This is a genomic window from Microbacterium sp. MYb72 (genome assembly GCF_002979415.1).
GTDB lineage: Bacteria > Actinomycetota > Actinomycetes > Actinomycetales > Microbacteriaceae > Microbacterium > Microbacterium natoriense.
The window spans coordinates 98,636-124,559 of record NZ_PCOT01000007.1 but is presented as its reverse complement, the minus strand read 5'-3'; the positions used below and the strand labels follow the sequence as shown (position 1 = coordinate 124,559).

The window sequence follows — 25,924 nt, the reverse complement described above, 5'->3', positions numbered from 1 at the left end:
TCAGTCCTCCACCAGCTGGCGGGCGAGCCCCTCATCGAGGACGACATCGGTGACGAGGTCGGCCGCGATCGCCGATCTCAGACTGACCAGCTTCGGGATGCCGGAGACGACGCAGACTCGCCGGGGAACGCGGCGAAGCCGATCGAGTCCGGGGCCCGTGGCCCTCGCGTTGACCCGGATGTCGCGCCATGACCCGTCCGCACGGAAGAAGACCGTCGCGACGTCGCCGATCGCGTGATCCTCCCGAAGACTCCGGTAGTCGTCCCTGCTCAGATACCCGCCGACGTAGACCCGGCTGGGCACCTCCGCGGCCGGGGAGCCGAGGCTGAAGACCGCGATGTCCATCTTCGCCTGCAGATCGAGCACGCGCCGGGTGCTCCTCTCCCTCCACATCGCCTCCCGCGTGGACGGGTCGTCGAAGAAGGCGGGGACGGGGAATTGCTGCACCTGCGCGCCGAATGCGCTCCCGAACCTCTGCAGGATGTCGCTCGAGTACTCGACGCCGCTGGTCTGGGTGTTGCCCGCGCCGTTGAGCTGCACGAACGTGGTGTTGTGCGTCTCCTTCTGCGTCAGTCCACGACTCACCGCGCTGATGGTCGACCCCCAGGCGACGCCGATGATCATGTTCGAGTCCACGAACTGCGAGAGCAGCCGCCCAGCGGTGAGGGCCACGCGCTCCAGCCGCTCCACCTCGCTGACGATCTCGGGCATCGGGACGACGTGCGCCGCGACGTGATGGCGGTCGCGGATGCGCTGCTCCAGCATGCCCAGGCGTTCGAGCGGGGAGTTGATGCGGATGTCGACCAGTCCACTCTCCCTCGCGAAGCTCAGCAGCCGGGACACGGACGACCTGGAGGTGCCCAGCTCCTGGGCGATGACCTCCATCGTCTTGTCCTGCATGTAGTAGAGCTGCGCCGCGGTGAGCGCGGCGATCAGCTTCGAATCGCGTGAATGCGCGTCTGCCTGTGCCATCACGACCTCCCGGACTCCGATCCTTGCACATATGTGCAGCGGACTTGCGCACGCCGGTCCACCGGGTCGAAGCTGGGGGCAAGCAGAGAAGAGAGGTCGAGGATGATCGAGTCGACACACTCATCGGCGGAGCGCGCCGAGGTCACAGCAGTCCGCGAAGCCGGACGCACCAGCGTCCTGGTCATCGGCGGAGGCATCAACGGCATCTCGACGTTCCGCGATCTGGCGCTCCAGGGCGTCGACGTGGTCCTGGTCGAGCGCGGGGACTTCGCGTCCGGCGCATCGTCAGCGTCGAGCCACATGATCCACGGCGGCATCCGCTACCTCGAGAACGGCGAGTTCCGTCTCGTTCGCGAATCCGTGGAGGAGCGCAACGGCCTGCTGAAGATCGCGCCGCACTACGTGAAGCCGCTGCAGACGACGATCCCGATCTACTCCACGTTCTCCGGCATCCTCTCCGCTCCCCTGCGCTTCCTGACGCACAAGAGCGGGAAGCCCCAGGAGCGCGGCGCGTTCCTGATCAAGGTCGGCCTCACCATCTACGACACGTTCTCGCGTGACGGCGGCATGGTGCCGCGCCACCGTTTCCTCGGGCGCAAGAAGTCCCTCGCGGAGCTGCCCGCACTCGACCCGCACATCAAGTACACGGCGACCTACTACGACGCCTCGATGCACGACCCCGAGCGTCTGGCCCTCGACGTCCTCCAGGACGGCCGCGCTGCGCACCCTGGAGCCATCGCGCTCAACTACGTCGAGGCCATCGGCCGCGACGGCGACAAGGTCCTGCTGCGCGACCGCGAGAGCGGCACCGAGTTCAGCATCGCCTCCGACGTGGTGGTGAACACCTCCGGCCCGTGGACCGACCTCACGAACGATGCGCTCGGCGACATCACGCGCTTCATGGGCGGCACCAAGGGCTCGCACATCGTGCTCGACCACCCGGAGCTGCTCGAGGCGACCCGCGGTCGCGAGATTTTCTTCGAGCACTCCGACGGCCGCATCGTGCTCATCTACCCGCTCAAGGGCCGCGTGCTCGTCGGCACCACTGACATCGACGCCGACCCTCGCGAGGTCCCGGTGTGCACGGACGAGGAGGTCACGTACTTCTTCGACCTCATCCATCACGTGTTCCCGCAAATCGACGTCTCCCGCGACCAGATCGTCTACAACTTCTCCGGCATCCGTCCGCTGCCCCGCCACGAGGACACCGCGCCCGGTTTCGTGTCCCGCGACTACCGCATCGAGGTGGACGAGAAGGGCGCCACTCCCCTGGTCAGCCTCGTCGGGGGCAAGTGGACCACGTTCCGCGCCCTGGGAGAGTCGCTCTCCGATGTGGTGCTCGGCCTGGTCGGCCGCACCCGCACCGTGTCGACCGCCGGTCGCGCCATCGGCGGCGGTCGCGACTTCCCCCGCACCGAGAAGGCGCGCCGCATCTGGATCCAGGAGAACCTCCCCGGCGCCGGCGCCCGTGCCGATCACCTCCTCGCCCGCTACGGCACGCGAGCGGCTCAGGTCTGGGACTACATCGAGCAGGGAGAAGACGCCCCCCTCGCCGGCGGCGACCTCTCCACGCGCGAGCTCGAGTGGATGGTGAAGAACGAGCTCGTCGCTCGTCTGCAGGACGTGATCCTGCGGCGCACGAGCATCGCCTTCACCGGACATGCGAGCGCAGAGGTTCTCGACGAGATCGGCGACGCGCTCGCTCCCCTGCTGGACTGGGATCGCGATCGCCACGACGCCGAGATCGAGCAGACCCGACTCCTCCTCAACGAACGACACGGCCTGAACATCTCGTCCCGCGCACGCGGCTGACGAGATTCCCACCGTCGCCCTCCTCTGCGACGTGAAATCCCTCATAACGCGGCAGGACTGAGGGGTCCTGCCGCACAAGAAAGGTCAATGAAGACATGACTGATGTGAATCTCGGTCTCTACTTCCTGTCTGAGCTCGTCGGCACGGCGATGCTCATCATCCTGGGTTGTGGAGTCGTCGCGAACGTCGCGCTCGCCAAGAACAAGGGCAACGGCGGCGGCTTCCTCATGGTCAACTGGGGGTGGGGCCTCGCGGTGTTCGCTGGTGTGCTCGTCTCCGCATACTCCGGCGCGATCCTGAACCCCGCCGTCGGCATCGGACTCCTGGTCGCCGGCAAGATCAGCTTCGCCATGTTCGCCACCGCCACCGGCGCAGAACTGCTCGGTGCGATCATCGGCGCCATCATCGTCTGGCTCGGCTACAAGCAGCACTTCGACGAGGAGCCCGAGGCCGCCAACAAGCTCGGCGTGTTCTCGACCGGTCCCGCGATCCGCTCGTACGGCTGGAACCTCGTCACGGAGATCATCGGCACGTTCGTGCTCGTGTTCGTCATCTTCGCGTTCGCGGACTACGGCGACATCGAGGTCGGAACGCCCGGAGGCCTCGGCCCGCTGACGGCACTGCCGGTCGCCCTCCTCGTGGTCGGCATCGGCGCATCCCTCGGTGGCCCCACGGGCTACGCCATCAACCCCGCCCGTGACCTCGGTCCGCGCATCGCTCACGCGATCCTGCCCATCAAGGGCAAGGGCTCGAGCGACTGGTCCTACTCGTGGGTCCCGGTCGTCGGTCCGCTCATCGGCGGTGTGATCGCCGCTCTCGTGGCGCCGGCACTGCTCCACCTCGCCTGACCCCTGAATTCAAAGGAGAACACACCATGGCTGACTACATCATCGCCATCGACCAGGGAACCACCTCCAGCCGCGCGATCATCTTCGACAAGAAGGGCAGCATCATCGCGACGGGCCAGAAGGAGCACGAGCAGATCCTGCCGCAGGCCGGCTGGGTCGAGCACGACGCGGCCGAGATCTGGCGCAACGTGCAGGAGGTCATCGGCCTGGCCCTGAGCCGCGCCGACCTGACCCGCCACGACATCGCCGCAGTCGGCATCACCAACCAGCGCGAGACCGCGGTCGTCTGGGACAAGACCACCGGTCAGCCGGTGTACAACGCGATCGTCTGGCAGGACACGCGCACGCAGGCCATCGTCGACCGTCTCGCGGCTGAGGGCGGCGTCGAGCGCTTCAAGCCCGTCGTCGGCCTGCCCCTGGCCACCTACTTCTCCGGCACGAAGATCGCGTGGATCCTCGAGAACGTCGAGGGTGCTCGCGAGAAGGCCGAGGCGGGCGACCTCCTCTTCGGCACCACCGACTGCTGGGTGCTCTGGAACCTCACCGGCGGCGTCGACGGCGGCGTGCACGCCACCGACGTCACGAACGCGTCTCGCACCATGTTCATGGACCTCGAGACGCTGGAGTGGCGCGACGACATCCTCGAGGCGTTCGGCGTGCCGCGCTCGATGATGCCCGAGATCCGCTCCTCGTCCGAGGTCTACGGCGCCGCAGAGGACTCCTCGCTGCTTCGCGAGACGCCGATCGCGGGAATCCTGGGCGACCAGCAGGCCGCGACCTTCGGACAGGCCGCGTTCAACGCCGGCGAGAGCAAGAACACCTACGGCACGGGCTGCTTCCTCATCTTCAACACGGGCGAGGAGATCGTCCACTCGAAGAACGGGCTGCTCACCACCGTCGGCTACAAGCTCGGCGACGGACCGACCCACTACGCGCTCGAGGGTTCGATCGCCGTCACGGGATCGCTGATCCAGTGGCTGCGCGACCAGCTCGGCATCATCGACTCCGCCCCCGAGGTGGAGGAGCTGGCGAAGCAGGTCGACGACAACGGCGGCGTGTACATCGTGCCCGCGTTCTCCGGCCTGTTCGCGCCCTACTGGCGTCCGGACGCCCGCGGTGCGATCGTCGGCCTCACCCGCTACGCGAACAAGAACCACATCGCTCGCGCAGCGCTCGAGGCTGTCGCCTTCCAGACGCGTGACGTGCTGGATGCCGTGAACGCAGACGCCGGTGTCGACCTGACCGAGCTGAAGGTCGACGGCGGCATGGTCGCCAACGACGCGCTCATGCAGTTCCAGGCGGATGTGCTCGGCGTCCCGGTCGTCCGTCCGGTCGTGGCCGAGACCACCGCGCTCGGCGCCGCCTATGCCGCAGGTCTGGCCGTCGGATTCTGGAACGGCCTCGACGACCTGTCCGCGAACTGGCAGGAGGACAAGCGCTGGGAGCCGTCCATGGAGGCCGCTGAGCGCGACCGCCAGCTGCGCCTGTGGCGCAAGGCCGTCACCAAGTCGATGGACTGGGTCGACGACGACGTGAAGTGATCTCGCTTCGCTGAACGACAGGGCGGGTCCGGAGTCTTCTCCGGGCCCGCCCTGCTGCGTTCAGCCGAGATCTGCGGTCTCGAGCTCGGCGAGAAAGGCCCTGGCGACGGTCCTCGGCGCCTGCTCATCCCACGCCGCGTACTCGACACGGATCGGACCGTCGTCGACCGGCACCGACTCGACCGCGGCCTGCGACCGGGCGACGACACCCGGAGCGAGCAGGGTCATCGCCAGCCCTGCGGAAACGAGGCCGAGGATCAGCTCTGCCGAGTCGGCCTCGAACGCCACATCCCTGACGACATCGACGGCCGCGAATGCGGAATCGCTCTGCGCGCGCCCCGACGTGCCCGCGGGGAAGTCGGCGAACACCTCACCGGCGAGATCGGCGAGTCGGACGCGCGTCCGGCGGGCGAGTCGATGATGCGGCGGCATCGCGGCGACGAGCCGCTCCCTGGACAGCGTGCGCAGGGCGACACCGCTCGGGATGCTCTCCTCTCGAAGCCCGAGGAGGGCGACGTCGAGATCGCCGTGTCGGACGGAGGCGATCAGAGAGTCGCTGTTGCCCACGGTGAGCTCGACACGAACAGACGGATGCGCCGCGCGGAACCGCGAAATGAGGGTGGGGACGTCCACCGCGGCGACGGTCGGGATCACACCGAGACGCAGAGTCCCGATGACTCGTCCGCCGGCAGCCGCGGCATCCTCCCTCGCGCCCTCCGCGGCGGCGAGGGCTACTCGCGCCCTCCGCACGAAGGCCGCACCGGCCTCGGTCACCCGGACGCTCCGACTCGTGCGGGTGAACAACCGCTGACCGAGTTCGCTCTCCAGCGCGGCGATCCGATGGCTCAATGCGGACTGCGTGACGAAGCAGCGTTCGGCTGCGCGGGTGAAGCTCGATGCGTCCGCGATCTCGACCGCGTATCGCAGTTGCTGAAGGTCCATTCATTCATGATCTCGACTCATGCATGAGTTGACAACTATGCGTTGGACTCATTCCTCTGCAGCCATCACGCTGGAATCATGAATCGACTGACCACGGTGCTCCTCACCGCTCTGGCTCCGATGGCCTGGGGCACGACATACCTCGTCACCACCGAGCTGCTACCCGCCGGGCATCCGCTGCTCGCCGGCCTTCTCCGCTCGCTTCCTGCCGGACTGGTCGCCATCGCGATCGGACGGTCCCTCCCCCGCGGCTCCTGGTGGCTCAAGTCGCTCGCCCTCGGCGTCCTGAACATCGGGGCGTTCTTCCCCCTGCTGTTCCTCGCGGCCGAACGTCTTCCCGGTGGAGTGGCGGCGGCCGTCGCCGGCGTGCAGCCGCTGATCGTCCTCGCACTCGGTTCTCTCGTGCTGCACGAGAGAATCCGTCCGCTCACCGCGGCGGCGGCGACCGTCGGCGCCGGCGGCGTCGCACTCGTCGTCCTCGGGCCCGCAGCTCAGCTGGACGCCATCGGCATCCTGGCGGCCCTGGGCGGCGTCACGGCGACCGCGGTCGGAATGATCCTCACGAAGCGCTGGGGTCGTCCGGAGGGCGTCGGGCCCATCGCCTACGCAGGATGGCAGCTCACCGCCGGAGGACTTCTGCTGCTGCCGCTCACGTTCCTGATCGAGGGGGCGCCGCCGCAGATCGACGGCGGTGCCGCGCTCGGCTACCTGTGGCTGGGCACTGTGGGCGGCCTCTTCGCCTACACGCTGTGGTTCCGCGGCATCCAGCGACTCCCGGTCATCGCCCCGGGGCTGCTCGCGCTGCTCTCGCCCGTGGTCGCGACGCTCCTCGGAGCGACCGTCGCCGGAGAGAGCTTCACACCCCTGCAGGCGATCGGAATGACGCTCGTGCTGGGCGCGCTCGTCTCAGGCCAGCTCGTCACCCGCCCGAAGCCCGTGCCGGCCGTTCCCGGCGCAGCCGAGAGCGCGCTCGTCCGACGCTGAGACGATCAGCCCTTGCCGAAGAGCTTCTGGATCTCGGCGAGGTCGGCCTCGCTCGGTGCCGCCTTCGCCCCGCCGAGGCCGAAGCCCGACCCGGTGGGAGTGGTAGGGGCGGCGAGACCGGCGTTCTCCGCGGCGCGCTTGGCCGGGTTGCCCGACCTCGAGCCGCCGGAGGACTTGCCCTTCTTGCCGCGCTTCGACGACGCTCCAGGGCGTCCCATCCCGGGGACGGGTCCCATGCCCGGGATGTTCGGCGTCCCCCCACGGGCGACCGTCTTCATCATCTTCGCGGCCTGGTCGAAGCGCTGCACGAGCTGATTCACATCCGTCACCGTCATGCCGGAACCGCGCGCGATGCGCAGTCGTCGAGAGCCGTTGAGGATCTTGGGGTTGCGGCGCTCGACCGGAGTCATGGAGCGGATGATGGCCTCGGTGCGGTCGATCTCGCGCTCGTCGAAGTCCTCGAGCTGCTGCTTCATCTGGCCCATGCCCGGCAGCATGCCGAGCATCTTCTTCATCGAGCCCATCTTCTTCATCTGCTGAAGCTGGCCGAGGAAGTCCTCGAGCGTGAACTGCTCGGTCGCGAGCTTCTCGGCCATCTTCATGGCCTCTTCCTCATCGAAGGCCTGCTGGGCCTGCTCGATGAGGGTGAGGATGTCGCCGAGGTCGAGGATGCGGCTCGCCATGCGATCGGGGTGGAAAGGCTCGAGGTCTTCGAGACGCTCGCCCGTAGAGGCGAAGATGATGGGGCGTCCGGTCACGGAGGCGACGGACAGCGCCGCACCGCCTCGGGCATCACCGTCGAGCTTGGAGAGCACGACGCCGGTGAAGTCGACGCCGTCCTGGAAGGCCTTGGCCGTGTTGACAGCGTCCTGACCGATCATCGCGTCGATGACGAAGAGCACCTCGTCGGGGTCGACGGCCTTGCGGATGTCGGCGGCCTGCTTCATGAGCTCCGCATCGACGCCGAGACGTCCAGCGGTGTCGATGATGACGACATCGTGCTGGTGACGGCGGGCGTGCTCGACGCCGTCGCGCGAGACCTTGACCGGGTCGCCGATGCCGTTGCCCGGCTCGGGGGCGTAGACGGTCGCGCCGGCCTGTTCCGCGACGACCTGGAGCTGATTCACGGCGTTCGGACGCTGCAGGTCAGCGGCGACGAGGAGCGGGGTGTGCCCCTCGCCTTCGAGCTGCTTCGCGAGCTTTCCGGCGAAGGTCGTCTTTCCCGAGCCCTGAAGGCCGGCGAGCATGATGACCGTCGGCGCCGTCTTCGCGAACTGGAGGCGACGCTGCTCGCCGCCGAGGATCTGGATGAGCTCCTCGTTGACGATCTGCACGACCTGCTGGGCCGGGTTGAGGGCCTTGTTCACCTCATCGCCGAGCGCGCGCTCGCGCACCTTCGCCGTGAACTCCTTCACGACGGACAGCGCGACGTCGGCGTCGAGGAGTGCGCGACGGATCTCGCGCACGGTGCCGTCGACGTCGGCGGCGGTGAGCTTTCCCTTCGTGCGCAGGTTGCGGAAGGTCTCGGTGAGCCGATCGGAGAGCGTGCCAAACGTAGCCATGGTGCTTCGATTCTACGCGAGCGGAACCTCGATGCTCAGCGCGGCACGGAGTTCCTCCTTCGCACGCTGATAGCGACCTCTGGCCGTCGACGCAGGGATGCCGAGAAGCTCGGCCACCTCCGTGAGCGAGAAGCCGTCCCAGTGCACGAGGCGCACGATCTCGGCGCGATCCGGATCGAGACGTGTGATCGCGTCGCGCACCTCCGTACCTGCATCCGCCGCCGGGCCGCTCCTGTCCTCCGCCGCATCGCCGCGGATCCGATCGACCAGAGCCCAGCGTCGGCGCTGGCCGCGCGCGTGGTTGAGCAGTGTGCCTCGTGCGATGCCGAAGAGCCACATCCGCGCTCGTTCCGCGTCGACGGGGAGTTCGCGTACTCGACGCCAGGCGACGACCATGGTCTCGCCGAACAGGTCGGGGGCGTCGTCGGGACCGACGCGGCGCGAGACGTAGGAGAGGAGGTCGGATGCGTTCGCCTCGACCGCCGCGGTGAGACGGGCGGAATCGGGGCTCACTCGGCCTCGCACTTGACTCCGCCATCCGCGCTGAACGTCCACGTGTCCTCCGGGAACCCGGCGCCGACGAGATGATCGATCATGGCCTCGTGCACCGCTCGGTTCACCGCGAACGCGCGAGCGTCATCGGCATCGGGACGCCCCGGTGCGATCGCTGCGTCGGCGAGCCAGCCATCCGCGCCGATCAGCACGGTCATCCCGTACCTGTCCGCCTGTTCCGCGAGGATTCGCGCGGCCTCGTCGTCCGCCGCTTCCAGGTCGAGCTCACGCTCCAGCGCGCCATCGCGCAGCCAGGTCGCGACGGAGTCCTGCACGTCACGTGTCGACACGTCGTCCTGACCGGCATCGGTCGTCGAGGCCGTGCGATCCTCGACGAGCAACCGCACTTCACAGGCTCTGCCGCTGGGAAGCGCGAACCCGTAGGAGCCGTCCGGGTGTTCGAGCGCGCCGGGCCACGTGACGAGACCGGCGGCGACGGCGACTCCACCGCCTCCGACGATAAGGGCGAGCGCAGCACCGGCCGTCAGAGCCGTCCTCATGCGCCGTCGGGGTGGCTTCGGCCCCTCAACCACCCGGGCCTCCGCCATCATCGCCCGCACGTCACTGGGGTCGAGTGACCGGGCGAGGGGTGCGGAGGAGTCGAGCAGATCGTCCAACTGTCCTGTGTCCATGAGTGCGTCCCTTCTGGATGGGTTCACTCCGTACGTGTCCGGCATCGCGCCGGATGTCCGCGGACTACTTCCAGCGCAGGTCGTCGAGGCTGTGCAGCGCCTCGTCGAGGACGGCCTCCGGGGTCCGCGACCCCGCACCGTGCTCCGCCCAGACGCGCAGCGACGACATCAGCGCCGCCGCAAAGGCGGCCCCCAGGATGTCGGAACGGATCTCTCCGACCCCGCCGGCTCGCGCCGCATCGGAGATGGCGGACGACAGCCGCGCGTGACGCATGCCGGTCTCGCGGACCAGCTCCTCGTCGAGGCCCATGGCCGCACGGTTGCGAAGCGCGAGGGCGAGCGGGTCGGGGGCGAAGTCCTGCACGACCGCGTGCAGCACGCCGCGCACCTGCGCCGCCTCGGCGCCGGCGGAGAGCGCTCCGAGAGTCGCTGCCGCCTCCGCGAGCCGTGCGTCGAACTCCGCCCAGATCACGTCGCTCTTCGAGGCGAAGTAGTTGAAGAAGCTGGAGCGGCTCACGCCCGCGCGCTGGGTGATGTCGGCGATCGAGGTGGACTCGTAGCCGCGCTCGAGGAACAGCTCGCAGGCCGCTTCGGCGAGAGTCTCCCTCGACGACGCCTTCGGGCGTCCTGCTCGGCTGATGGTCATGGTCACACGCTACCGCGCGGCGCACGGAGGAGCGAAAGCCTCCACCTCGGAGTATTGTTAGACCGCATCCAACTAATAGAGCGAAGGTGGCACGAGCATGCTCGACGTCCTCACCGCGGGGCTCGCCCCGGATTTCGTCCCCTACACCGACGGCTGGGATCTGCAGCGCCGCATCCATGCGGATGTCGTCGCGGGAGTCCGCACCGACACGCTGATCCTCCTCGAGCACGAGGCCGTGTACACCGCGGGGAAGCGCACCGAGGCGCACGAGCGCCCGCAGGACGGCACGCCCGTCGTCGACGTCGATCGCGGCGGCAAGATCACCTGGCACGGGCCGGGGCAGCTGGTCGGCTATCCGATCGTTCGCCTCCCCGAGCCCATGGACGTCGTGGCGCACGTCCGTCGACTGGAGCGCATCCTGATCGAGGTGCTCCGCCCGCTCGGCGTCGACGGCTACCAGGTCGATGGACGCAGCGGCGTCTGGGTGCGCCGCCCCCTCTCCGAAGACAAAGTCGCGGCGATCGGCGTCCGCGTCCAGCAGGGCGTGACCATGCACGGCTTCGCCGTCAACTGCGACAACACCCTCTCCGGATTCCGCGGCATCATCCCCTGCGGGATCACGGATGCCGGTGTCACCACCGTCAGCGAGGTCGTCGGCGCCGACATCTCGCCGTCCGACATCATCGGCGGCGTGATCGCCGCCTTCACCGACGAGTACGCATCCGCCGAGTACGCAGGAGCACCCGCATGACCGCCGCCCCGGAAGGCCGCAAACTCCTCCGCCTGGAGATCCGCAACGCCGAGACCCCCATCGAGCGCAAGCCCGCCTGGATCAAGACCAAGGCGAAGATGGGACCGGAGTACACCGCCCTGCACTCGCTCGTGAAGAGCGAGGACCTGCACACGGTGTGCCAGGAGGCCGGGTGCCCCAACATCTACGAATGCTGGGAAGACCGCGAGGCGACGTTCCTGATCGGGGGGTCGCAGTGCACGCGCCGCTGCGACTTCTGCCAGATCGACACGGGCAAACCCGCCGACTACGACACCGACGAACCGCGTCGCGTCGCCGAGAGCATCGTCCGGATGAACCTCCGCTACGCCACCGTCACCTGCGTCGCCCGTGACGACCTGCCCGACGGCGGTGCCTGGCTCAACGCCGAGACCATTCGGCAGATCCACGCGATGAACCCGAACACCGGCGTCGAGCTCCTCGCCACGGACTTCAACGGCGACCCTACGCTGCTCGGCGAGGTCTTCGAAGCCCGCCCCGAGGTCTTCGCGCACAACGTCGAGACCGTCCCGCGCATCTTCAAGCGCATCCGCCCCGCTTTCCGCTATGAGCGCTCGCTCGACGTGATCACGCAGGCTCGGGACGCCGGCCTCATCACGAAGTCGAACCTCATCCTCGGCATGGGCGAGGAGCCGGAGGAGGTCGTGCAGGCGCTGAACGATCTGCACGACGCCGGGTGCGACATCATCACGATCACTCAATACCTCCGGCCCTCACCCCGCCACCTCCCCGTGGCCCGCTGGGTCAAGCCTGACGAGTTCGTCGCGTTCAAGGAGGAAGCGGAGCGGATCGGCTTCCTCGGCGTCCTCGCCGGTCCCCTCGTGCGCTCGTCCTACCGCGCCGGGCGGCTGTGGGCGCAGTCGATGGTCTCGAAGGGGCGCGAGATCCCTCCGCACCTGGCGCACATCGCGGAGAGCGCCGACCTGGGATTCGCTCAGGCCGTCTGACCGGCCTCGTCTCGCGTCGCCTCGCTCCGGCGGGGCGGCGCGGGAATGCGTCTCCGACCTCAGTCGGCGCTCATGACCGACTGCACGCTGCCGTCGGAACCGAGGTTCACGAGCAGCACGTCATCGGTGGAATCGGCGTCGAGAGCGTACTCGAGGACGGCGAAGGGCTCGGAGCCCCCGTGCTCGTCGGCGAGGATCGTCATGCTCATGAGGCGCAGGGAGCGGATGATGTCGACCGCGGCATCGCCGCTCACGTCGACGAGGACCTCCTCGAGTTCCTCTCCGTAGGCCTCCTGCTGCTGCAGGATGTACTCGGTCACCTCGCTCGTGCGATCGTCCACCTCCGAAAGCATCCCGCGCCGAGCGGTGGCGTCGACATTCTCCAGTCCGGAGATGAGGGATGCGGCGATGTCGAGCGCGTCGGCGGAGACGTCGTCCTGGTCGGGCGCCGTCAGATCCACGGTGACGCTCTGGTCGCCGAGCTCCACCGTCTCCGACCAGAAGATCGAGCCGTCGGGACCGGAGGAGAGCAGTCCGAAGTAGTCGTGTTCGATCGCCATACCGCTATGAAACCAGCCTCGTGCTCGCGGCGGTAGTCCCGCTCTCAACCGACAAGGGACTGCACGAACACGTGGGGGGTGAAACCGGTGAGATCGTCGATCCCCTCGCCCTGTCCGAGGAGCTTGACCGGGATGCCGGTGCGCTCCTGAACGGCGAGGACGAAGCCGCCCTTGGCCGAGCCGTCGAGCTTGGTGAGCACGAGTCCGGTGACCCCGGCGTGCTCGAGGAAGGCCTCGGCCTGCATCACGCCGTTCTGGCCGGTCGTCGCGTCGAGAACGAGGAGAACCTCGCTGATGGGAGCCTGCTTCTCGATCACGCGGCGGATCTTGGACAGCTCGTCCATCAGCCCGCCCTTGGTGTGCAGTCGACCCGCGGTGTCGATGATCGCGATCTCGATGCCTTCGCGCTGCGCGAACTCGATCGTCTGGAAGGCGACGGATGCCGGGTCCTGCCCCTCCTGCTGCGGGCGGACGATCGCCGCTCCCCCGCGCTGCGCCCAGGTCGCGAGCTGGTCGACCGCGGCCGCACGGAACGTGTCGGCCGCGCCCACGACGACGCTGCGCTGATATCCGCGGAGGAACTTCGTGAACTTGCCGATGGTGGTGGTCTTGCCGACGCCGTTGACGCCGACGACGAGCACCACCGCGGGGCGTTCCGTGAGCTTGAGGGTGGTGTCGAACTTCGCGAAGTGCTCTTCGAGGGTCTCGCGGAGCATCCGCTGGAGATCCTTGGGATCGGTGGTCCGGTAGCGCTCCACCTTCTCGCGCAGCTCCTCGACGACCCGCTCGCTGATGTCGGGGCCGAAGTCAGCCGTGATCAGCGCCGTCTCGAGGTCCTCCCACGTCGTCTCGTCGATCGTGGGCTTGACGAACATGCCGCGCAGTGCGCGACCGAGGGACCAGGACTTCTCCGCCATGCCTCCAGCCTACGGGTAGCATGCGGGAATGATCCGCGAGCAGCCGCTCCGGTCGAGGCCTCCCTGCCACGCTGACGTCGGGAAACCCAGGACGAGACGGATGCCGGGCGGCGTGTCGCGCCTCGACTCACCGTGTCGAAACGGAACGGTCCGGGTTTCCCGACCGGCGACGGTGGTATCAGCTCGCCGCGGCCGCCCGATCGCCCACACGCTGTCCGACGACGGCCGAGACGCCGTCCTGGCGCATCGAGACGCCGTAGAGGGCGTCGGCGATCTCCATCGTGCGCTTCTGGTGGGTGATCACCAAGAGCTGAGAGCTCTCGCGCAGCTGCTCGAACACGGTCAGAAGCCGGCCGAGGTTGGCGTCATCGAGCGCAGCCTCGACCTCGTCGAGGATGTAGAAGGGGCTGGGCCGCGCCTTGAAGATCGCGACCAGCAGCGCCACCGCCGCGAGCGAGCGCTCCCCGCCGGACAGCAGAGACAGGCGTTCGATCTTCTTCCCCACGGGGCGCACAGAGACCTCGATGCCCGTCGTGAGCATGTTGTCGGGATCGGTGAGCGAGATGCTCCCCGTTCCGCCGGGGAACAGCAGCGGGAAGACCTCGCCGAACGCCGTCTTCGTGTCGTCGAATGCGCTCGCGAAGATCGTCTGCATGCGCTCGTCGAGGTCGGCGATGATCGTCAGCAGATCCTGTCGGGTCTGCGTGAGATCGGCGAGCTGCTCGGTGAGGAACGCATGCCTCTGCTCCAGCGCGGCGAACTCCTCCAGCGCGAGCGGATTGACTCGTCCGAGCTGCGCGAGCTTGCGCTCGGCATCCGCCAGTCGACGCTGCTGGATGCGGCGATCGAAGGGGATCGCGGTGTCGTCTACGCCGTCACCCTCGGGTGGCTCCACGCCAGGATCACGCGGAACAAGCTGATCAGGCCCATATTCCGCAATGAGAATATCTTCGTCTAGTGCGAGTTCCGACGAGACGCGCTCGAGAAGGCTGTTCAGGTGCAGCTTCTTCTCGTGGATCTGCAGCTCGAGCCCGTGGACGCTCTCGGTGAGGCCGGCGAGACGCTCGCGGAGCGAGTTCTCCTGGGTGCGCAGCGCGGTGAGCTCCTCGTTCTGCGCGGAGCGAGCGGCCTCCGCCTCCGCCAGGGCGACACGGGCCTCGGTCACCGAGCGGTCGAGGGAATCGAGGATGCGAGGAAGCTCCTGCGCCACCCCGGACGCCGACTCGCGCTGGGCACGCCGCACGACAGCCCTGCGCGCCGCCTCCGCCGCAGCATCCCGTTCCTGTTCGCGCTGCCGTTCCAGCGACGCGACGCGTGCTTGGCCCGCTCGCACGCGCTCCCGCAGGGTCTCGATGTCGAGGCGTGCCCGCACCTCCCCCTCACGGGCGAGCTCGAGCGCCTCGAGAAGGCCGTCTCTGGCAGAGGCGTCGAGGACCGGGCGAGGTGCGTCGACGGCCTTCTCCAGCTCCGCTTTCGCGGCGTCGGCCTTCGCCTCGGCCTCGGCGACGGCGGCCTGCGCCTGGTCGAGTCCTGACTTCAGCCGCTCGCACTCCGCGACCGCGGACTCGTGTCGCACCGTGATCCGGTTGACCTGCTCCGCATGGCTCGCCAGTGCGGCGTCGTGCTCGCGCAGCGCGCGCAACGCGTCCTTCGCCTGACGGCGAGTCGTCTCCATGAGGTCGTTCGCCTCCTCGCGGGCCTCACGGAGCGAGTCGACGATCACCTGCACCTCGGCGAGCCGCTCCGTGGCGGCGTCGCGCTCGGCGGCGAGCTCGATGCGCGAACGCTCCCCGCCCGAACCGGTGCGCAGGGTCTGGGCGGTGACGACGTCTCCACCCAGCGTGACGATCGTGGTCGTGGTGTCGCCCGTCGCATCCAGGGCCGACCGAGCCGCGCGTGCGGCATCGAGGTCGTCGGCGATCAGGACATGCGAAAGGATGCCGAGGACTCCCTCTGGCGCGGTGACGGTGTCGATCGCGGGGGTCACCCCGGGCATCGAAGGCAACAACGCCGACGGACGCGGCGCCTCGGCGACGACGAAGTCCACGACTCCCCTGCGCTGCTCGGCCGCGTCCGCCGCGAGCGTGAACGCATCGGCGGGCGTGTCCACGAGCACGCCCTCCACGAGGGGACCGAGCACGGCGGCGACGGCCGCCTCGAAACCCGAGCGGACCTGCACCGAGTCGCCCACGAGTCCGCGGATGCCCGCGCCTCCCGTCCTGACGATCTCCGCGGCCCCGCCGGACAGAGACAGTGCGCTGCCGAGGGCCGCCGCTTTGGCCGTCAGCGAATCCACCTCGCGCTCGGCCGCGTGCAGCCGCTCGCGCAGGGCCTCCCGTTCGGCCTCGGCGGCCGTCGCCGCCTTCTGTGCCGCATCGTATGCGGCTGCGTGCTCGGCGGCCGTGCCATCCGGCGCCTCGGCGTCATCGATCGACTCCAGAGCCTCCGCCGCTTCCCGGCGACGCGCCTCGGCCGCCTCCAGCGCGTTCTCCTGACGGAGCACAGCGCCGCGGACGGCGGCGAGAGTGGATGCGGCGGCCTCTGCTGCTCCTCGAAGCGCGGTCAGACGCATGTCGTACTCGGAGACGAGCGCGCTCTGCTCGGCGATGTCGACGTCCAGGGTGTCCAGCTCTGCGCGAGCGTGCACGACCTCTCTGCTCGCGACCGTGGCCGCATCCTGCGCGTCGCCCAGACCGGCGGAGATCTCGGTGATCTCGTCCTTCGCCTCGTCGATGGTCGCCTGTGTGACGGTCACCGCGGTCACCGCGGCGTCGTCCTCCTCCGATCCGAGGAGCGCGAGGCGCTGATTCGCGAGCGTGTAGAGCCCGCGCATCCGCTCCTGCACCTGCTCCAGGCCGAAGGCGATCCCGCGCGCCCTGTCAACCGCGACGGAGTTCTGATCCTGCTCGAGGCGGGTGATCCCCGCGCGCACCGCCTCCGCCTGGTCGGAGAGCACCAGGCGCTCGGTGTGGCGTTCGTGCTCGGTGCGCGTGTGATCCGCGAGAGCCGCGCGGAGCGCGACGACGTCGTCGGCGAAGATGCGGGCCTTCGCATCGCGCACGACGGCAGCGATCGTCTGCGCCTCGCGGGCGATCTCGGCCTGGCGTCCCAGGGGCTTGAGTTGTCTGCGGATCTCACCGGCCAGGTCGCTGAGGCGCGTGAGATTCGCCTCCATCGCGTCGAGCTTACGCAGGGTCTTCTCCTTGCGCCGTCGATGCTTCAGGATGCCGGCGGCCTCCTCGATGAAGCCACGACGGTCTTCGGGCGAAGCCTGGAGAACGGTGTCGAGGCGCCCCTGACCGACGATGACGTGCATCTCACGGCCGAGACCGGAGTCGCTGAGCAGCTCCTGCACGTCGAGAAGCCGGCAGTTCTCCCCGTTGATCGCGTACTCGCTGGATCCGTTGCGGAACAGCGTGCGGCTGATCGTCACCTCGGCGTAGTCGATCGGGAGGGCTCCGTCGGCGTTGTCGATCGTGAGCTGGACCTCGGCGCGCCCCAGGGGTCCTCTCGTCGAGGTCCCGGCGAAGATGACGTCCTCCATCTTGCCGCCGCGGAGCGTCTTGGCCCCCTGTTCGCCCATGACCCAGGCGAGCGCGTCCACGACGTTCGACTTGCCGGATCCGTTCGGCCCCACGATGCAGGTGACCCCGGGTTCGAAGACGAAGCTCGTCGGCTGCGCGAACGATTTGAACCCCTTGAGCGTCAGGCTCTTCAGATGCATGCGGAGGCCACTCGGTCGGGGAGAATCACGCCCATACGCTACCGGAATCACGGGCGTCGGCGGGGATACCGCGCGGAACGCGACCGAACCCGATCGCCTCGCGACACGCCGTGCGACACGCCCGGTGCTTGACTCCCGATCCGAACGTTCGCTACGGTAACCACCGGATCGCAACACGAAAAGGAGGTTACCGATGATGATTCAGCTCAACGCACAGGCCACTGGCCTCGCCGCGCGTGTTTATGCCGCGCCGCGTTCTGCGTTCTCGGTGACCGCTTTCGGCGACCGTCGCAGCGCGCTCTCGTAGAACCGCACTCTGAGTTTCGCCCGCCACAGGTGGGTTCTCTCTTCGTGGTCTCTCCGCGCCCCGTCCTCTGATCTCCTCGCAGATCACGGCCACCGCCGTTCCGGCTCCCGCTCTTCTCAGCGGCATCCGTCGGCGGACCTCCACCGCACCCACCGCTCCCGCCGAACGGCTCCGGTCGTCGTCGGTGGCGTCTCCGCACCCCATCACCATCATTCATCGAAGGAATCACCGTGAATACCACGCTGTACGCCAGCACCACCCACCCGCCGGATACCGAGGACCAGCTGGTCCTGCAGATCCCCGCACCCCACGATCAGCGGCGCCTGGCGCTCGCCGATCGGCTGTCCCTGAGGATCGGTCTGTGGCTGCTCCAACGGGCGCAGCGGCCTCGTCGGGCACCGCGCGCACTCGCGCTCGCTCCCGACGACGGCTTCTTCATCGAGCGGCGGGAACGTTCTGCCGCCGAGACCCACGCCCTGCTCATGTACGAGCTGCAACGGCAGATGCGCTGACCAACGCGCAGCGAGAGCTGCGCCGACAGGAGAACACACATGAGCATCCCGCTCACCGACACCGCCACGCTGCATCCGCTCGTGCTCCCCGCACGGGCGGATGCAGCGGACGCGGCCGACCTCATCGAGTACGCGCGAGTGCGGAACGCCTCGCTGACCGAGACCACGGGCCGAGACGACGATCACCTCGCGCCGGCTGCCCTGCTGGCACTCCTCCGGTCGGACGCCGACCTGGAGCGCCGGCAGTGGCTGATCCGCATCGGCGAGGAGGCCGTCGGCCTCGCCGTCCTGAACATCATCGCGGACGACGGCGGCCGCGCGGCCTTCTTCACGATCAACCTGCTCCGGTCTGTATGGAGCAGAGGCATCGGCACTGCGGCGCTGCGCTTCATCGAGCAGCAGGCCGCGATCGCAGGAGTCGCGCGGCTGCTGGTCTGGATCGAGCACACCGACGCCGACGAGTCCCGGCTGGACTCGCCCACCGGCTTCGGGAGCATCCCGAAGGACCACGGCGCTCGTTTCCTGCTCCGCCACGGATTCGCGCTGGAGCAGGTCGAACGCGTCAGCGCCTTCGAGCTGAGTGGCGACGCCGACCGGCTCCGCACTCTGCACGCGGAGGCCGCTGCGCACGCGCAGGGATACCGCATCGTGAGCTGGCAGCTGCCCACTCCCGCAGAGTTCGTCGACGGGTACGCCCGCCTGAAGCAGGCCATGTCGACGGACGCCCCTGACGCCGACCTCGACATGCCGGAAGAGGAGTGGGACGCCGAGCGTGTCGCTCGTCACGACGACCGCTACCTCCAGCGCGGGGAGACGGTGCTCGTCACCGCCGCCCAGCACGCGGAGACGGGTGAGCTCTGCGCCTTCAACGAGCTGTCGATCGGCGGGGAGCTGGGTCTCACGACCCACCAGGCCGACACCCTGGTGCGTTCTGCGCACCGCGGGCATCGACTCGGGATGCTCGTCAAGACGGCCGGGCTGCTCGACTGGAGGGATCTCCGACCCGACAGTCCCCGCGTGATCACCTGGAACGCCGAGGAGAACCGGCCGATGCTCTCCATAAACGAAGCCCTCGGCTTCACCCCGATCGCCTACGAAGGCGCCTGGAGGAAGGACCTCTCATGACCACCCCGACCATCACGATCTCTCCGCTCGTGGTGCCACGAACCCTGAGCGATGACGACGCCGGCGACTTCCTCGCGTTCGCCGCCCTGAACCGCCGCATCTGCGATGAGGCCGTCGGACTGCCCGATCTCTCCCCCTCCGCCGAGGAGCTGCTGCCCTCTTGGCTGGACGACACGGACACCCAGGAGGTGGGTTTCGTGGCTCGTGTCGACGGAGAGATCCTCGGCATGATCTCGGTCGCGTTCGCGCAGGAGGACGGTGCGCAGACGGCCGAGATCGACCTGCTCGTCGCGGAGGAGCACTGGGGCCGCGGCGTCGAGGAGGCGCTCCTCGCACGCGCCGAGGAGGAGTCCCGGTCGCGCGGACGCAGCATCCTGCAGACGTGGACCCTGCACCGTCCGATCGACGCGGAGCGCATGCTGACGCCCGGCACGGGGTGGGGCCGCATTCCGGCCACTCCCCTGGCCGTTCTCTTCGCCGGCGCGGGATACGGCCTCGAGCAGGTGGAGCGCAACAGCGAGCTCGATCTGCATGCCGACGACACCGGCATCCGGCAGGCGCTGGCGGATGCCGAGGCCTTCGCGGGGGACGACTACCGCGTCATCTCCTGGAACCTGCCCACCCCTGCCGAACTGCGAGAGGGGTACGCCTCCATCCTCGCCCGGCTGTCGACGGATGCTCCGAGCGGTGACATGGAGTTCGTGGCCGAGCACTGGGACGCCGAGCGCGTGATCCGCCGAGAGTCGCGGCTGCTCGACGGGGGTCAGCTGGTCTCCGTCGCCGCGGTGCAGCATGCGCCGACCGGCGCGCTCGTGGCCTACAACGAGCTGGTCATCGCGAAGGAGCGCGCAGGGGTCACCCATCAGTTCGGCACCCTCGTCGCGAAGGAGCACCGCGGTCACAGGCTCGGGACGATCGTGAAGTGCGCCAACCTGCTGCGGTGGCGCGACCTCGTCCCCGCGGCGACGGTGGTCTCGACCTTCAACGCCGAGGAGAACCGGCCGATGCTCGACATCAACGAGGCCATCGGTTTCGTCCCGGTCTCGTACGCCGGCGCGTGGCAGAAGAGGATCTGAGACATCATCCGTCCGATGTAGCCGGATCACTCCTCTGGCCGATGACGGCGGTGAGGGCGTGACGAGAGGCTGGGAAGCATGAACTCCTCCGTCCTCGAAGCTCACGCCCTCACCAAGACCTACGGCACGACCCGTGCCCTCGCCGGAATGGACCTGGCGATCAACCGCGGCGAGTCCGTCGCGATCATGGGCGCGTCGGGGTCGGGCAAGACGACCCTCCTGCACGTGCTCGCGGGGATCGTCACCCCCGACAGCGGCTCTGTGACCTTCCGACCCGCGGTCGGCGACGCCATCCTCCTCACCGGACTCGGCGAGTCCGCGCGCTCGCGGCTGCGGAGGGAGCGTCTCGGTTTCGTCTTCCAGCAGGGTCTCCTCATCCCCGAGCTCACCGCTGTCGAGAACGTCGCACTCGCCTCCATGATCAACGGGACCAAGCGAGCGGATGCCGTGCAGCATGCGGCATCCTGGCTGTCCGCCCTCGGACTCGCCGGCATGGAGGACCGCCGCATCGGCGAGCTGTCCGGAGGTCAGGCGCAGCGCGTGGCCATCGCGCGCGCCCAGGCGACCGGCGCCGAGCTCGTGTTCGCCGACGAACCGACGGGCGCCCTCGATTCGCGCACCTCGCACGAGGTCATGGACGCGCTGCTGTGGTCGACCACCGGTCAGGGCCGCACGCTCGTGGTCGTCACCCACGATGCGGAGGTCGCATCCCGCTGCTCGCGGACGATCGCGGTCCGCGACGGCCTGATCGTCTCCTCGGCGGTGACGGCATGAACCCGCGCGTCCTCGCGCTGCTGCTGCGCCCCTCCCCCGGGCAGGCGGGAGTGCTGATGCTCCCCGTCGTCGCGTTCGGCGTGGTGACGACGCTCGTGCTCACGGTCGTCGGCGGCGCTCAGTCGTTCTGGTCCTGGACCGACGAGTTCGCGCCCCTCTATCAGGCGCTCGCGGCGATCGCCCTCGCGCTTCTCATCGTCCCCCTCATGAGTCTGGGCGGCGCCGCCGCGCGGCTGTCGGCTCGACGCCGCGACGAGCGCCTGTCGACTCTGCGTCTGCTGGGCGTCACCCCGCTCGGCGTCGGGGTCGCCACGGTGTTCGAGTCCGTGCTCCTGGCCGGTACCGGTGCGCTCGTCGGGGTGCTCGGTCATCTCGCCATCAGTCCGCTCATCGCCCTGATCCCGTTCCGGGGTCAGGCGCTCGGGCTCGGCGCGGTCCTGCTCCCGCCCCTGCACGTCCTCGCCGTCATCGCCGGGGTGCTGCTCGTCGCGGCCGCCAGCGCTGCGATCGGTCTGCGTCGAGTCGTGATCTCGCCGCTGGGAGTGCGGATGCGGGCCACGGCATCCGGTGTGCACTGGATCCGCTTCGTGCTCGGCGCCTCCGTGATCGCGATCGCCTTCCTCCTCATCAAGCTCGTTCCGCAGATCGCCGGTCTCGTGACGACCATCGTCGTGCTCGCCGCTCTCTTCGGCGCCGCTCTCGCGGTCCTCAACCTCGTGGGACCGTGGGTGCTCAAGGTGTCGGCGTCCCGTCAGCTGCGCCGAGCCGAGGTGCCCGAGAGACTGCTCGCCGCACGGATCGTGCTCGACTCCCCCAAGTCCGCATGGCGCCAGGTGAGCGGCATCGCGATGGCGAGCTTCATGGCCGTGTTCGCCGGAACCGGAGTCTCGCTCATGAACGTGATGAGTTCCGCGGGCGCCGAGAGCGGAGACATCGCGATCGCGCGCGACATGCGCACCGGACTGATCATCACGCTCGTCGCCTCGTTCCTCATGGTCGCGGCATCCGTCGGAGTGAACCAGGCCTCGTCGATCCTCGACGAGCGCGAGCTGCACCGCAGCCTGCACTATCTCGGTGTGCCCATGGCGACGGTCGACCGAGCCCGTCGGCGGGCGATCATGTCGCCGCTGCTCATCACGTCCATCGGCTCCGCGCTCTGCGCCGGGCTCCTCGTGTTCCCCCTTCTGGGGATCGCCATGATCATCGCCCCGGAGTCCCTGCTCACCATCGCGCTCGTCGTCGCTGTCGGCATCGGGGTGGTCTGGGTGGGTGCACTGGCGACGCGACCGCTCCTCGCCCGCTCGTTCCAGGCGGCCTGAGTCGCCTGCTAGTCTGCTCGCTGACCGTGAGGAGACGAGAGTGTCGGAACGCCGTGTGCCCATTGCCCCGCAGCAGGTCGATGCGCCGCTGACGAGGACGGCGATCTTCCTGGTGGTCACCCTCGCGGACACCGGGACGGATGCCGCGCGGGAGGTCGTCTCCGGCATCGAGGACCTCGTGAAGACCGTCGGCTTCCGAGACCTCGGCGCGCGCCTCTCCTGCACCGTCGGGATCGGCGCGCGGGTGTGGGAACGGCTCACCTCACACCCGCTGCCGTCGGAACTGCACGCGTTCCCCGAAGTGCAGGGGCAGGTGCACACGGCGGTCTCCACTCCGGGGGATCTGCTGTTCCACATCCGTGCTGAGAGGCAGGATCTCTGCTTCGAACTCGAACGGCTGATCCTGGAGCAGCTCGGCGACGCCGCGCACGTCGACGACGAGACCTGGGGGTTCCGCTACTTCGACGCGCGCGATCTGCTCGGCTTCGTCGACGGGACGGCCAATCCCGTCGGTCCCGATCTGCCTGAGGCCACCCTGGTCGGGGCGGAGGACTCGGCGTTCGCCGGCGGCAGCTACGTCGTGGTGCAGAAGTACCTGCACGACCTCGGTGCGTGGCAGAGTCTGTCGACAGAGCAGCAGGAGGCGATCATCGGGCGGCGCAAGGCCGACAACGTCGAACTCGACGATGCCGCGTCGGGCACCCAGCAGGCGCACAAGTCGCTCGCCACGATCGTCGATGAGACGGGCGAGCACGACATCCTCCGCGACAACATGCCGTTCGGGCGGCCCGGCGCCGGCGAGTTCGGCACCTACTTCATCGGCTACTCACGCCATCTCTGGGTCACGGAGAAGATGATCGAGCGCATGTTCATCGGCGATCCGCCGGGCCTGCATGACCGCATCCTCGACTTCTCGACCGCGCGCACGGGGACGACGTTCTTCGCGCCCTCTGCGACGTTCCTGGCCTCGCTCGGCTGACTCCGCCATCGTCGCCCGGCCTGAGCCGCGACCGATGGCGCCGATCGAGTCTTACGTATCGTACTCGCCCGAATCCCAAGGGGCGTAGAACGCCATGTAGTCCCCCGGCTCGACCGTGACGTTCCAGTACCATTCCTCGTCCGGATCGTCGGCGTCGGGGCCGTTCAAGACCATCCCGAACACGTGTCCGTGCGCCACGATGCTGAACGGGGCGATCGTGATGTCGTCGAAGGTCACGGGACCGAGCTGCGCCAGCAGGGCGGCAAGGGCATCGGACTGCTCCGTGAAGTCCGCCGGATTGCCCGGGAGCGCCGAGTCCTCCGGCCGAGGTCCGAGTGCCACGATCTGCGCGTCCATGAGATCGCCCTCGCCGTCGAACAGGTACCGCGCGACGAACTCGGCGCTCGCTCCGGACGTCACGGCACTCGTGAAGGGCGTGGTGATGAAGAACTGCTGACCGTCCGCGGTCCTGCCGACGTACCGTGCGTGATAGTCGTCATGAGCGATCAGGAACACGTCGGGCGCCGGCGCGTCATCGTGATCGAAGAGGACTCGGTCGAGAGAGGCAGGCATGCCATCAAGCTACACCGGACGCCGAACCGCTCACTGCGCAGCAGGCCCGCCGTTCAGCGTCGCCGCTGGCACCTCGGGCAGAAGTGCGATCCTCGGTTCATGAAGCTCTCGCGCACGATGGGTGTTCCGCATCGATGGCACGGCGTGCCCTGCTGCCCGTAGGCGTTGAGCGAGTGCGCAAAATAACCGGCCTGTCCGTTGACGTTCACGTACTGCGCATCGAAGCTGGTGCCGCCCTCTGCCAGCGCCTTCGCGAGCACCGAGCGCACCTCGGCGAGGAGTCGCCGAACGGCCTGCGTCGACAGCGCGTTCGCCGGTGTCTCGGGGTGGATGCGCGACGCCCACAGCGACTCGTCCGCGTAGATGTTGCCGACGCCGCTGATCACGCCCTGATCGAGCAGCACGCGTTTGATGGCGCTGCCGCGGGTGCGGAGCGCCGCGCGGAACGCACCGTCATCGAACTCGGGATCGATCGGATCGCGAGCGATGTGGACGACCTGGGACGGGATCGACGTCCTGCCGTCGAGGACGAGCGGATCGACCGCGAGCGAGCCGAACGTGCGCTGATCGGAGAAGACGACGGCCAGCTCGCCGTGCGTCGGATGCTCCAGATGGATGCGGATGCGCTCATGGCGCTCAGCCGGAGCCTCCGGCGCCCGGAGCAGCATCTGTCCGCTCATGCCCAGGTGCGCGATGAGAGCATCGCTGCCGGTGTCGAGCGGTAGCCAGAGGAACTTGCCACGCCGCTCAGCTCCGGTGAAGGTACGTCCTTCAAGGCGTCCGACGAAGTCCGCTGCTCCGGCGGGATGCCGGGTCAGTGCGCGCTCGTCGAAGACGCTGATCGCGGTGATCTGCGAGCCGATGGCGGCGGGAGCGAGACCCGCTCGCACCACCTCGACCTCTGGCAGCTCAGGCACGCTCGTCGAGCACGCGCCAGGCGTTGAGCGCCGCCGCCATCTCCGCGGTCTTCTTGCTGGTGCCGTTGCCCGTCATGCTGACGTCCCCGACGACGACGGTCGCGGTGAACCGACGGTCGTGATCAGGCCCGCTGGCCTCGATCGAGTACTGCGGCGGCGTCGCACCGACGCGCGCGGCGAGCTCCTGCAGGCTCGTCTTCGGGTCCATCGCCGCGCCGTACCGTTCGGGGTCGGCGAGGAGAGGCTTGGTCAGCCGGAGCACCAGCTCCGTGGCGGCATCGGGACCAGCCGACAGATAGGTGGCGCCGATGACGGCTTCCATCGTGTCGGCGAGGATCGAGTCCTTGTCGCGTCCACCGGTCTGCTCCTCGCCGCGGCCCAGCAGGAGATGATCGCCGAGGCGGATGCCCCGGGCGACCTCTGCCAGTGCCACGGTCGAGACGACACTCGCCCTGCGCTTCGCCAGCTCGCCCTCATCGAGGTCGGGATTCGTGGTGAAGAGCATGACGGTCACCGCCTGCCCGAGGACCGAGTCGCCGAGGAACTCCAGGCGCTCGTTGTGAGGGATCCCGCCGTGCTCGTACGCGTACGAACGGTGGGTCAGGGCCAACTCCAGAAGCTCCGCGTCGATATCGACGCGGAGCTTATCCGGAAGAGGCCGTGCCCCGTCGGGCGCCTCTGTCAGCGACGTGATGAGCGTCTCAGACGTCGGCGACCTTGCGGCCCTTGTACTCGAGGAAGAGCTCGGTGCCCTGCGAGTCGGTGACGACCTTCGCCTGGTGGGGGCGGCTGTAGACGACCTTGCCGTTCTCGATCGTCTTGACGAGGGCAGGAGCCTCCGCCTTCCACTGCGCGCGGCGCGAGCGGGTGTTCGAACGGGAAACCTTGCGCTTCGGGGGGTTACCAGCCATGA

Annotated in this window: 25 protein-coding genes; 12 read left to right on the top strand and 13 right to left on the bottom strand. The window is 68.6% G+C overall.

Annotated elements, in window-relative coordinates; translation table 11 throughout:
• The gene (locus CQ047_RS05890; RefSeq protein WP_105673353.1) at positions 1-972 is read right to left on the bottom strand and encodes a sugar-binding transcriptional regulator; all 972 of its coding nucleotides are present in this window, start codon (positions 970-972) and stop codon (positions 1-3) included.
• 102 nt (positions 973-1,074) lie between these two features.
• Here CQ047_RS05890 and CQ047_RS05885 point away from each other — a divergent pair, with 102 nt between their 5' ends.
• From CQ047_RS05885 to glpK, 3 genes are all read left to right on the top strand, one after another.
• Complete coding sequence (locus CQ047_RS05885) at positions 1,075-2,784, top strand: glycerol-3-phosphate dehydrogenase/oxidase (protein ID WP_105673352.1); 1,710 nt, start codon at positions 1,075-1,077, stop codon at positions 2,782-2,784.
• 95 nt (positions 2,785-2,879) lie between these two features.
• Entirely contained in the window at positions 2,880-3,632 is a 753-nt protein-coding gene (locus CQ047_RS05880) for an MIP/aquaporin family protein (protein ID WP_105673351.1), read from the top strand.
• Between the two features lie 26 nt (positions 3,633-3,658).
• Positions 3,659-5,173 carry a glycerol kinase GlpK gene (gene glpK / locus CQ047_RS05875; RefSeq protein ID WP_105673350.1) on the top strand — a complete coding sequence of 505 codons (1,515 nt, stop codon included), beginning with the start codon at positions 3,659-3,661 and terminating at the stop codon, positions 5,171-5,173.
• A 60-nt stretch (positions 5,174-5,233) separates the two neighbouring features.
• Here the strand turns inward: glpK and CQ047_RS05870 are convergent, their stop codons facing one another.
• Positions 5,234-6,115 carry a LysR family transcriptional regulator gene (locus tag CQ047_RS05870; RefSeq protein WP_105673349.1) on the bottom strand — a complete coding sequence of 294 codons (882 nt, stop codon included), beginning with the start codon at positions 6,113-6,115 and terminating at the stop codon, positions 5,234-5,236.
• A gap of 78 nt (positions 6,116-6,193) precedes the next feature.
• Between CQ047_RS05870 and CQ047_RS05865 the strand changes: the two genes are divergently transcribed.
• Entirely contained in the window at positions 6,194-7,099 is a 906-nt protein-coding gene (locus CQ047_RS05865) for an EamA family transporter (protein WP_105673348.1), read from the top strand.
• A gap of 5 nt (positions 7,100-7,104) precedes the next feature.
• Here the strand turns inward: CQ047_RS05865 and ffh are convergent, their stop codons facing one another.
• The 4 genes from ffh to CQ047_RS05845 form a co-directional block, all read right to left on the bottom strand.
• Positions 7,105-8,661, bottom strand: a complete 1,557-nt coding sequence (ffh, locus tag CQ047_RS05860; RefSeq protein WP_105673347.1) for a signal recognition particle protein — start codon at positions 8,659-8,661, stop codon at positions 7,105-7,107.
• A 12-nt stretch (positions 8,662-8,673) separates the two neighbouring features.
• Entirely contained in the window at positions 8,674-9,174 is a 501-nt protein-coding gene (locus CQ047_RS05855) for an RNA polymerase sigma factor (RefSeq protein WP_105673346.1), read from the bottom strand.
• Positions 9,171-9,845, bottom strand: a complete 675-nt coding sequence (locus tag CQ047_RS05850; RefSeq protein ID WP_146114274.1) for a hypothetical protein — start codon at positions 9,843-9,845, stop codon at positions 9,171-9,173. The genes CQ047_RS05855 and CQ047_RS05850 overlap by 4 nt, the downstream gene beginning before the upstream one ends.
• Before the next feature lie 64 nt (positions 9,846-9,909).
• Positions 9,910-10,491: a TetR/AcrR family transcriptional regulator gene (locus tag CQ047_RS05845; protein WP_105673378.1), complete on the bottom strand. Its 582-nt coding sequence runs from the start codon at positions 10,489-10,491 to the stop codon at positions 9,910-9,912.
• 97 nt (positions 10,492-10,588) lie between these two features.
• Between CQ047_RS05845 and lipB the strand changes: the two genes are divergently transcribed.
• Positions 10,589-11,242, top strand: a complete 654-nt coding sequence (lipB, locus tag CQ047_RS05840) for a lipoyl(octanoyl) transferase LipB (RefSeq protein WP_105673344.1) — start codon at positions 10,589-10,591, stop codon at positions 11,240-11,242.
• Positions 11,239-12,228, top strand: a complete 990-nt coding sequence (lipA, locus tag CQ047_RS05835) for a lipoyl synthase (RefSeq protein WP_105673343.1) — start codon at positions 11,239-11,241, stop codon at positions 12,226-12,228. The genes lipB and lipA overlap by 4 nt, the downstream gene beginning before the upstream one ends.
• A 59-nt stretch (positions 12,229-12,287) precedes the next feature.
• Here the strand turns inward: lipA and CQ047_RS05830 are convergent, their stop codons facing one another.
• The 3 genes from CQ047_RS05830 to smc form a co-directional block, all read right to left on the bottom strand.
• Positions 12,288-12,788, bottom strand: coding sequence for a DUF2004 domain-containing protein (locus CQ047_RS05830; protein ID WP_105673342.1), 501 nt, complete (start codon positions 12,786-12,788; stop codon positions 12,288-12,290).
• Positions 12,789-12,832: 44 nt separating this feature from the next.
• A complete protein-coding gene (gene ftsY / locus CQ047_RS05825) occupies positions 12,833-13,705 on the bottom strand; it encodes a signal recognition particle-docking protein FtsY (RefSeq protein ID WP_105673341.1) in 873 nt (290 codons plus the stop codon).
• Between the two features lie 178 nt (positions 13,706-13,883).
• Positions 13,884-17,429, bottom strand: coding sequence for a chromosome segregation protein SMC (gene smc / locus CQ047_RS05820; RefSeq protein WP_105673340.1), 3,546 nt, complete (start codon positions 17,427-17,429; stop codon positions 13,884-13,886).
• A 537-nt stretch (positions 17,430-17,966) separates the two neighbouring features.
• Between smc and CQ047_RS05815 the strand changes: the two genes are divergently transcribed.
• From CQ047_RS05815 to CQ047_RS05790, 6 genes are all read left to right on the top strand, one after another.
• On the top strand, positions 17,967-18,248 hold the full coding sequence (locus CQ047_RS05815; protein ID WP_105673339.1) for a hypothetical protein: 282 nt from the start codon (positions 17,967-17,969) through the stop codon (positions 18,246-18,248).
• Positions 18,249-18,287: 39 nt separating this feature from the next.
• Positions 18,288-19,373: a GNAT family N-acetyltransferase gene (locus CQ047_RS05810; protein ID WP_105673338.1), complete on the top strand. Its 1,086-nt coding sequence runs from the start codon at positions 18,288-18,290 to the stop codon at positions 19,371-19,373.
• Positions 19,370-20,449: a GNAT family N-acetyltransferase gene (locus CQ047_RS05805; RefSeq protein ID WP_105673337.1), complete on the top strand. Its 1,080-nt coding sequence runs from the start codon at positions 19,370-19,372 to the stop codon at positions 20,447-20,449. The genes CQ047_RS05810 and CQ047_RS05805 overlap by 4 nt, the downstream gene beginning before the upstream one ends.
• 78 nt (positions 20,450-20,527) lie before the next feature.
• Entirely contained in the window at positions 20,528-21,223 is a 696-nt protein-coding gene (locus CQ047_RS05800) for an ABC transporter ATP-binding protein (protein WP_105673336.1), read from the top strand.
• The gene (locus tag CQ047_RS05795) at positions 21,220-22,542 is read left to right on the top strand and encodes an FtsX-like permease family protein (protein WP_105673335.1); all 1,323 of its coding nucleotides are present in this window, start codon (positions 21,220-21,222) and stop codon (positions 22,540-22,542) included. Before CQ047_RS05800 ends, CQ047_RS05795 begins: the two co-directional genes overlap by 4 nt.
• A gap of 40 nt (positions 22,543-22,582) precedes the next feature.
• A complete protein-coding gene (locus tag CQ047_RS05790; RefSeq protein ID WP_105673334.1) occupies positions 22,583-23,521 on the top strand; it encodes a Dyp-type peroxidase in 939 nt (312 codons plus the stop codon).
• A gap of 51 nt (positions 23,522-23,572) precedes the next feature.
• Here the strand turns inward: CQ047_RS05790 and CQ047_RS05785 are convergent, their stop codons facing one another.
• From CQ047_RS05785 to rpmF, 4 genes are read right to left on the bottom strand one after another with little or no spacing between them, the layout of a single operon-like run.
• Positions 23,573-24,094, bottom strand: a complete 522-nt coding sequence (locus tag CQ047_RS05785; RefSeq protein ID WP_105673333.1) for a hypothetical protein — start codon at positions 24,092-24,094, stop codon at positions 23,573-23,575.
• A gap of 53 nt (positions 24,095-24,147) precedes the next feature.
• On the bottom strand, positions 24,148-25,011 hold the full coding sequence (gene mutM / locus CQ047_RS05780; protein WP_105673332.1) for a bifunctional DNA-formamidopyrimidine glycosylase/DNA-(apurinic or apyrimidinic site) lyase: 864 nt from the start codon (positions 25,009-25,011) through the stop codon (positions 24,148-24,150).
• Positions 25,004-25,696, bottom strand: coding sequence for a ribonuclease III (gene rnc, locus CQ047_RS05775; RefSeq protein WP_105673331.1), 693 nt, complete (start codon positions 25,694-25,696; stop codon positions 25,004-25,006). Before rnc ends, mutM begins: the two co-directional genes overlap by 8 nt.
• A 16-nt stretch (positions 25,697-25,712) precedes the next feature.
• Positions 25,713-25,922: a 50S ribosomal protein L32 gene (gene rpmF, locus CQ047_RS05770; protein ID WP_013586329.1), complete on the bottom strand. Its 210-nt coding sequence runs from the start codon at positions 25,920-25,922 to the stop codon at positions 25,713-25,715.
• Positions 25,923-25,924 lie beyond the last annotated feature (2 nt).

Excerpts from the sequence above, each read along its gene's own strand:
- CQ047_RS05890 (WP_105673353.1), bottom strand. The coding sequence starts at position 972 with ATGGCACAGGCAGACGCGCATTCACGCGATTCGAAGCTGATCGCCGCG.
- CQ047_RS05885 (WP_105673352.1), top strand. The coding sequence starts at position 1,075 with ATGATCGAGTCGACACACTCATCGGCGGAGCGCGCCGAGGTCACAGCA.
- CQ047_RS05880 (WP_105673351.1), top strand. The coding sequence starts at position 2,880 with ATGACTGATGTGAATCTCGGTCTCTACTTCCTGTCTGAGCTCGTCGGC.
- glpK (WP_105673350.1), top strand. The coding sequence starts at position 3,659 with ATGGCTGACTACATCATCGCCATCGACCAGGGAACCACCTCCAGCCGC.
- CQ047_RS05870 (WP_105673349.1), bottom strand. The coding sequence starts at position 6,115 with ATGGACCTTCAGCAACTGCGATACGCGGTCGAGATCGCGGACGCATCG.
- CQ047_RS05865 (WP_105673348.1), top strand. The coding sequence starts at position 6,194 with ATGAATCGACTGACCACGGTGCTCCTCACCGCTCTGGCTCCGATGGCC.
- ffh (WP_105673347.1), bottom strand. The coding sequence starts at position 8,661 with ATGGCTACGTTTGGCACGCTCTCCGATCGGCTCACCGAGACCTTCCGC.
- CQ047_RS05850 (WP_146114274.1), bottom strand. The coding sequence starts at position 9,845 with ATGGACACAGGACAGTTGGACGATCTGCTCGACTCCTCCGCACCCCTC.
- CQ047_RS05845 (WP_105673378.1), bottom strand. The coding sequence starts at position 10,491 with ATGACCATCAGCCGAGCAGGACGCCCGAAGGCGTCGTCGAGGGAGACT.
- lipB (WP_105673344.1), top strand. The coding sequence starts at position 10,589 with ATGCTCGACGTCCTCACCGCGGGGCTCGCCCCGGATTTCGTCCCCTAC.
- lipA (WP_105673343.1), top strand. The coding sequence starts at position 11,239 with ATGACCGCCGCCCCGGAAGGCCGCAAACTCCTCCGCCTGGAGATCCGC.
- CQ047_RS05830 (WP_105673342.1), bottom strand. The coding sequence starts at position 12,788 with ATGGCGATCGAACACGACTACTTCGGACTGCTCTCCTCCGGTCCCGAC.
- ftsY (WP_105673341.1), bottom strand. The coding sequence starts at position 13,705 with ATGGCGGAGAAGTCCTGGTCCCTCGGTCGCGCACTGCGCGGCATGTTC.
- smc (WP_105673340.1), bottom strand. The coding sequence starts at position 17,429 with ATGCATCTGAAGAGCCTGACGCTCAAGGGGTTCAAATCGTTCGCGCAG.
- CQ047_RS05810 (WP_105673338.1), top strand. The coding sequence starts at position 18,288 with ATGAGCATCCCGCTCACCGACACCGCCACGCTGCATCCGCTCGTGCTC.
- CQ047_RS05805 (WP_105673337.1), top strand. The coding sequence starts at position 19,370 with ATGACCACCCCGACCATCACGATCTCTCCGCTCGTGGTGCCACGAACC.
- CQ047_RS05800 (WP_105673336.1), top strand. The coding sequence starts at position 20,528 with ATGAACTCCTCCGTCCTCGAAGCTCACGCCCTCACCAAGACCTACGGC.
- CQ047_RS05795 (WP_105673335.1), top strand. The coding sequence starts at position 21,220 with ATGAACCCGCGCGTCCTCGCGCTGCTGCTGCGCCCCTCCCCCGGGCAG.
- CQ047_RS05785 (WP_105673333.1), bottom strand. The coding sequence starts at position 24,094 with ATGCCTGCCTCTCTCGACCGAGTCCTCTTCGATCACGATGACGCGCCG.
- rpmF (WP_013586329.1), bottom strand. The coding sequence starts at position 25,922 with ATGGCTGGTAACCCCCCGAAGCGCAAGGTTTCCCGTTCGAACACCCGC.